1 protein-coding gene is annotated in these 1,430 nt (G+C 39.7%); it reads right to left on the bottom strand.

Going from position 1 to position 1,430, the window contains the following annotated elements; genetic code table 11:
- Positions 1–16: 16 nt before the first annotated feature.
- Entirely contained in the window at positions 17–1,420 is a 1,404-nt protein-coding gene (locus tag AOG55_RS04470; RefSeq protein WP_054963925.1) for an MFS transporter, read from the bottom strand.
- Positions 1,421–1,430: the final 10 nt, after the last annotated feature.

The raw sequence follows: 1,430 nt of genomic DNA, 5'->3' as shown, positions 1-1,430 counted from the left end.
TAAAAAATTAAAAAATTTATTGCTTTGTGGTTATATACTGTGACTCTCTGGATACCTCCTCAATGGCCCTGCCCTTTGGTTCTGGAAGGCATAATACTGTTATTATGGTTGCTGCTATGGCAAATATGGCAAGTATTGTCATTAAAAGGGATAATCCACTGGCTATTATAAAGACATCAACAAAGGTTCCTATGAATGCCCCGGTTTTACCCCCGGCAGCAGAAATGCCAGATCCAAGCCCCCTTGTTGTAACCGGAAAAACCTCTGGTGGGTAAACAAAGGTTGTAACGTTTGGACCAAACATCATAAAGAAATAACTTATACCATATATCACAAGGAATTCATCAACGTGTGATACTGTATCCAGAACAGGGAACAGTGCCAAAATTCCGTAGGTAACTGCCAGCATCACAAAACCTATCACCTGTATTGGCTTTCTTCCTATTTTATCAAGAGTAAATGTTGCAAGCCAGTAACCCGGAAGTGCCGCCACCGTGAATATCAATGCAGAATATTCTGTGCTTCTTATAAGTCCCGCAAGTCCTGTCTGTGTTATAACGAATTTAAAGATATCATTTGACATAATTGAGTTCCCATAAAATGCCCAGTCCATTAAAAACCATGCACCTGCAGTTCCTATTAATGTTATTAAAAATTTTCTATCCTTAAATAATGTGTACCATGGTGCATTGACTTTTTCATGATCACCGGATACATTCACATCAAGGCCTGTATAGTTTTTGAGATTCTCCGCCGCTTTTTTAGCATCTCCCCTTGCAACCGTGTATCTTGGTGGCTCGGGCATTTTTCTTCTGTAATATATCACAAACATTGGTGGTACTGCCCCGACTATAAGGAGGATCTTCCATGCATATGCCAGCGGTATTACAGTTGCATTTAAAAGAAATGCAAGGGCAATCAGTGAGGAAACAACAAGGCCTATACTCTGCATTGATAAAATGCTTCCGACATATTTGCCCCTTGTTTTAATGTTTGAATACTCAGCCATGATAACAGAAGAAGTTGCATAGTCCCCACCTATGCCTATACCAAGGAGAAATCTCCATCCTATTAAAACTGCTGGATTTTTAAACGATAAAAGCGCACTGCCAATTGCCCCAATAACAAGAAGCACCAGCTCCAGACCATATACTGCCTTCCTGCCCAAATAATCCAGAAGCCTTCCAAATGTAAGTGCACCAACCACAGCAGCTATTAGAGAGGTTGATCCTATTAATGCCTTGTCTGTGGTTGTTAGGCTCCACCCAACCATTGGGAGTATTGCTATAACTGTTCCTATTATGAAGAGGTCATATGCATCCGTAAAAAATCCCATACCTGCTGTTAGAAATGTCTTTAAATGGAATTTTCCCGTTGCATTATCCAGGGCTTCATTTATATTTTTTATATCATTTCCCATAAAAATTTAA

Source organism: Acidiplasma cupricumulans (assembly GCF_001402935.1).
In the GTDB taxonomy this organism is placed as follows: Archaea; Thermoplasmatota; Thermoplasmata; order Thermoplasmatales; family Thermoplasmataceae; genus Acidiplasma; species Acidiplasma aeolicum.
This window is presented reverse-complemented; position numbering and strand designations above follow the sequence as displayed.